Source organism: Stenotrophomonas sp. GD04145 (assembly GCF_029835135.1).
GTDB lineage: Bacteria > Pseudomonadota > Gammaproteobacteria > Xanthomonadales > Xanthomonadaceae > Stenotrophomonas > Stenotrophomonas maltophilia_P.
The window spans coordinates 1-5,072 of record NZ_JAODZG010000086.1; the positions used below are offsets into that span (position 1 = coordinate 1).

Below are 5,072 nucleotides of genomic sequence, written 5' to 3' on the forward strand. Positions count from 1 at the left end.
CCGCCCGTCCGCACGCTGCCGATTAAGCAAAATTTCACGACTCCGTCACCTGCCGGAAACCTAGATTGGCCCGTCCCGGACCTGATCCGGCGACAGCCCTCAACGCAAGGTTTTCCAGTTAGGAGAGAAGCTGTGAAACACCCGATCCATCGGCCCGCCAGCCGCCGTGACACCCTGGCATCGTCCATCACTCACATCCTTACCGGCAGCACCCTGCTGCTGGCCGGCGCCGTGGTTTCCTCCTCCGCCTTCGCCCAGGAGCAGGCCACCAACCTCGACCGCATCACGGTCACCGGCTCGAACATCCCGCGCACCAATACCGAGACACCGTCCCCGGTGCAGGTGGTGACCCGCCAGGAGATCGACCGCACCGGCAAGACCACGGTCGCCGAATACCTGCAGACCCTGACCGCCGACGGTTCCGGCTCGATTCCCAAGACCTTCGGCAACGGCTTTGCCGGCGGCGGCGCCGGCATCTCCCTGCGTGGCCTCGGCGCCGGCTCGACGCTGGTGCTGTTGAATGGCCGCCGCATGGCCACCTACGGCCTGGCTGACGATGGCCAGAAGGTCTTCACCGATCTGAGCACCATTCCGCTGGATGCGGTGGAGCGCGTGGAAGTTCTGAAGGACGGCGCATCGGCGATCTATGGCTCCGACGCCATCGCCGGCGTGGTCAACATCATCCTGCGCAGCGATTTCCAGGGCGCGATCCTGCGCGGTTCCTACGGCGTCTCCGGCGACGGCGACGGCGATGCCAAGAAGGCGACGCTGACCGCAGGCACCGGCGACCTGGCCACCGATGGCTGGAACGCATTCTTCAGCCTGGACGTCGGCAAGACCGACGCGATCAAGATCGGCGATCGCAAGAACCGCAAGTGGATCGGCACCGGTGACATCCGTCGCTGGGGCTATTCCGCCGCCGACGCACAGTTCCTGGGCGGTGCCTACCTGTCCGGTGGTACTGCCGGTGGCGTGGGCCCGAACGGCTCGGTGTTCGACGACCGCAATGTCGACGACGACAATCCCGCGTTCCTGGTGGCGCTGCCGGGCTGTGCCAATCTGACCAGCATTCCCGGCCAGACCGATGCGACCGCACAGCAGCAGGGCTGCCTGTGGGATCCGGCGCAGAAGTTCCGTGACCTGAGCCCGGAAGAGAAGTACATCAACGTGTTCGGACGTGCCAGCTTCGCCTTCGGCGAAGGCGGCGAGATCTACACCGAGATCGGCTACTCGAAGAAGGAAACCACCTTCAGCAACACGCCCTCGGGCGTGTCCGGCGGCTGGGGCTACCCGGAAGGACCGGTCAACGCCAACAGCGGTTCCGGTGCCACCGTGCTCGGCCCGGATCATCCGGACAACCCGATTCCCGGCCAGGCCTCGCGCCTGCGCTATTCGGCCTGGGACGTTGGTCCGCGCGTGACCAACAACACCAACGAGTTCAACCGCTTCCTGGTGGGCGTCAAGGGCAACTGGGGCGACTGGAACTATGACACCGCCTACCTGCACTCCGGCACCGACCTGATCAACCGTCGTACCGGCTTCCTGCACTACGACAACGTCCGCTGTGCACTGGCCAACCCGAACTGTGCCGGTGGCGTATGGCGCATCGGCGACAACGCCAACCTCAACTCGCAGGCGCTGTACGATTTCATCTCGCCGGAGATCAGTGCACGCGCCAAGTCCAGCCTGGACATGTTCGACTTCACCGTGTCGCGCAGCCTGATGGACCTCAAGGGTGGCCCGCTCGGCCTGGCGATGGGCACCGAGTGGCGCAAGACCAGCAACAGCCTGACCCCGCAGACGTTCACCGACACCGGCGACATCATCGGCCTGGGCTACTCGGCCTATGACGGTACCCAGAACGTGTACGCCGGATACGTCGAACTGTCCGCGCCGGTGCTGGAACAGCTGGAGCTGTCCGGTGCACTGCGCTACGACAAGTACGAGAGCGGTGAAGGCAAGGCGACGCCGAAGCTGGGCGTGAAGTGGACCCCGGCCGACTGGATCGCGCTGCGCGCCAGCTACGCCGAAGGTTTCCGCGCGCCGAACCCGGCCGAGAACGGCGACGGTGGCCTGGCCGCCTTCTCCAACGCCCGCGACCCGGTGCGCTGCGCCATCAGTGAAGCCGAATGCACCGCACGCTCGGTGGCGATCATCACCCGCCCCAACAGCGACCTGAAGCCGGAGGAATCCAAGAGCTATTCGGTGGGTATCGTGCTGCAGCCGACCTCCTCCACCTCGATGACGGTGGATGCGTGGCAGATCAAGCGCACCAACGAAATCGCCCAGGGCAGCACCGCCGACGCCATTGCCGCCGGCAACGTCCTGCGCGACACCAACCTGCTCAACGGCATTGCCGGCACCGGCAGCATCCTGGCGGTCAACACGCAGTACATCAACGCCGCGTCCACCCGCGTGCGCGGTATCGACACCGATATCCGCCAGACCTTCGATATCGGTCCGGGCCAGCTGGAAATGGATCTGCAGTGGAGCCATGTGCTGAAGTTCGAGCGCACCGATGCCGACGTGACGGTCGACTACGCCGGCACCCACGGCAACTGCGACGTCACCAACTGCATCGGCACGCCGAAGGACCGCATCAACTTCGGCACCACCTGGAGGCAGGGCCCGTGGAGTGTCAGCGGCGTCGCCAACTACATCAGCAAGCTGGAGAACAAGGACCGCCGTGGCGGCGACTACCTGGCGTTCTATGAGGATGGCTCGCCGGTCGAGAAGATCTCCTCGTTCACCACCTTCGACCTGTCCGGTCGTTGGAACATCACCGAAGCCTTTGAACTGAACGCATCGGTGCAGAACGTGTTTGATCGCATCGCACCGCTCGATCCGACCACCTATGGCGGCGTGAACTACAACCCGCTGCACTTCAGCGGAGCCATCGGCCGCTACTTCACTGTCGGTGCCAAGTACACCTTCAACTGATCGTCGCTGCAGCATCACCTTCGGAGGCCCGGGCACATGCCCGGGCCTCCGTCGTTGCAGATGTTGCATGCGGCTTCACGGCACTGCCGCTACTGTGCCCCTGCGGCCGCGCTGCCGCAGGGGAGATTCATGGCTGCGACCTCACAACGGCTGGGCCTGGCTGCACTGACCGCTCTGGTGGTCGGCTCGATGGTCGGCGCCGGCATCTTTTCCCTGCCACAGAACGTGGCGCGCAGCGCCGGTCCGGCCGCCGCGATCATCGGCTGGGCGGTGAGTGGCGCCGGCATGCTGATGCTCGCCTTCGTGTTCCAGGCCCTGGCCAACCGCCGGCCGGACCTCGATACCGGCATCTACGCGTATGCGCGGGAAGGCTTCGGCAACTACATCGGCTTCTCCGCGGCATGGGGCTACTGGGTTGCCTCGGTACTCGGCAACGCCAGCTTCTTCGTGCTGATCTTCAGTGGCCTCGGCCACTTCATGCCGGTGTTCGGTGAAGGCAATACGCCGGCAGCGGTGGCTGCCTCGTCGCTGTTGCTATGGACCGTGCACCTGCTGGTGCTGCGCGGCCTGCGCACTGCCGCCATCGTCAACGGCCTGGTCACGGTGGCCAAGCTGCTGCCCATTGCGTTGTTCCTCATCCTGGCCGCCGGCGCGTTCCGCATGGACGTGTTCGGCGCCGATTTCCTGGGTACCCCCGCACTTGGCGATCTCGGCCAGCAGCTGCGCGGCATGATGCTGGTGACCGTATGGGTGTTCATCGGCATCGAAGGCGCCAGCATCTATTCCCGGCGCGCTGCGCGTCGTGCCGATGTAGGGCGCGCGACCGTGATCGGCTTTCTCGGCGTATGGCTGCTGCTGGTCCTGGTGAGCCTGTTGTCGATGGGCGTGCTGTCGCAGGCCGAGCTGGCCGCCCTGCCCAATCCATCGATGGCCTACGTGCTGCGCGCCATCGTCGGCGAATGGGGCGCGACCGTGATCATCATCGGTTCGATCATCTCGGTGCTTGGCGCCCTGCTGGCCTGGGTACTGCTGTGCGCCGAGGTGCTGTATGCGGCTGCCGGCGACGGCACCATGCCCGCGTTCCTTGGCCGCGAGAATGCGCGCGGCGTGCCGGCCAATGCGCTCTGGCTGAGCAACGGCCTGATCCAGTTGTTCCTGCTGCTGGTGCTGGTGAATTCCGGCAGCTATACCGGCCTGGTACTGCTGGCTGCATCGATGAGCCTGGTGCCCTATTTCCTGTCCACGGCATTCGGCGTGCAGCTGGCCTGGCGTGGTCAGGCCTATGCGGGCGGCGAAGCAGGAATCCGCTGGCGCGACTTCAGCGTCGCGCTGCTGGCGAGCGCATACGCGCTGTGGCTTGTTTATGCCGGTGGCCTGCACAACCTGCTGCTGTCGGTGCTGTTGTATGTACCGGGCGTAGCGCTGTTCGCGCTGACCCGTCGCCAGCGTGGCGAACAGGTGTTCACGCCTTGGGAGTGGGTGCTGTTCGGCGCCATCCTGGCCGTTGCGATCGCCACACTGGTGGCGTTCTGGCGAGGAGCGCTGACTCTGTAGAGCAAAAAAAAACCTGCATCTCGCGATGCAGGTTTCTGAAAGTGGCGCCCGAAGTTGGACTCGAACCAACGACCCCCTGATTAACAGTCAAGTGCTCTAACCGGCTGAGCTATTCGGGCAGACGAACAGTATAGCGGCTCTTCACGCGCGATGGTAGGGGTGATTTGCAATCATTGCGGCGGCCCGGTACAGCTGTTCCGCCACGACCAACCGCACCAGCATGTGCGGCAGCGTGAGCGGACCAATCGACCACTTCTCGTCGGCCAATGCCGAAACTTCGGGCGAATGCCCCTCGGGACCGCCGATCAGGAACGCCAGGTCCCTGCCCTGTCCCCGCCAATGCTCCAGGCGCTGCGCCAGCTGTTCGGAACTGAGCTGGCGGCCGGGCACATCCAGCGCCACGACGTAGGCATTCTTCGGCAGCGCGGCGATCACCCGCCGGCCCTCGTCCTCGGTGGCACGGCGTGGATCGCGGCCTTTGCCGCGCAGGCCGGGCTCGATCTCGACCAGCTCGAACGGCAGCCAGTGCGAGAGCCGCTTCTGGTACTCGGCGAACCCCTGCGCGACCCAACTGGGTG

At 65.2% G+C, this 5,072-nt stretch carries 3 protein-coding genes and 1 tRNA gene; 2 read left to right on the plus strand and 2 right to left on the minus strand.

Going from position 1 to position 5,072, the window contains the following annotated elements:
* Positions 1-132: 132 nt before the first annotated feature.
* Together N7367_RS19210 and N7367_RS19215 are read left to right on the plus strand one after the other, a co-directional pair.
* Positions 133-2,940, plus strand: a complete 2,808-nt coding sequence (locus tag N7367_RS19210; RefSeq protein WP_065174869.1) for a TonB-dependent receptor — start codon at positions 133-135, stop codon at positions 2,938-2,940.
* 129 nt (positions 2,941-3,069) lie between these two features.
* Positions 3,070-4,494, plus strand: a complete 1,425-nt coding sequence (locus tag N7367_RS19215) for a basic amino acid/polyamine antiporter (protein WP_065174868.1) — start codon at positions 3,070-3,072, stop codon at positions 4,492-4,494.
* 42 nt (positions 4,495-4,536) lie between these two features.
* On the opposite strand, the gene N7367_RS19220 is transcribed toward N7367_RS19215, so the two are convergent.
* Positions 4,537-4,613, minus strand: a tRNA-Asn gene (locus N7367_RS19220).
* 22 nt (positions 4,614-4,635) lie between these two features.
* The coding region (gene rlmH, locus N7367_RS19225; RefSeq protein WP_279943023.1) for a 23S rRNA (pseudouridine(1915)-N(3))-methyltransferase RlmH at positions 4,636-5,072 on the minus strand (437 nt) is incomplete at its 5' end.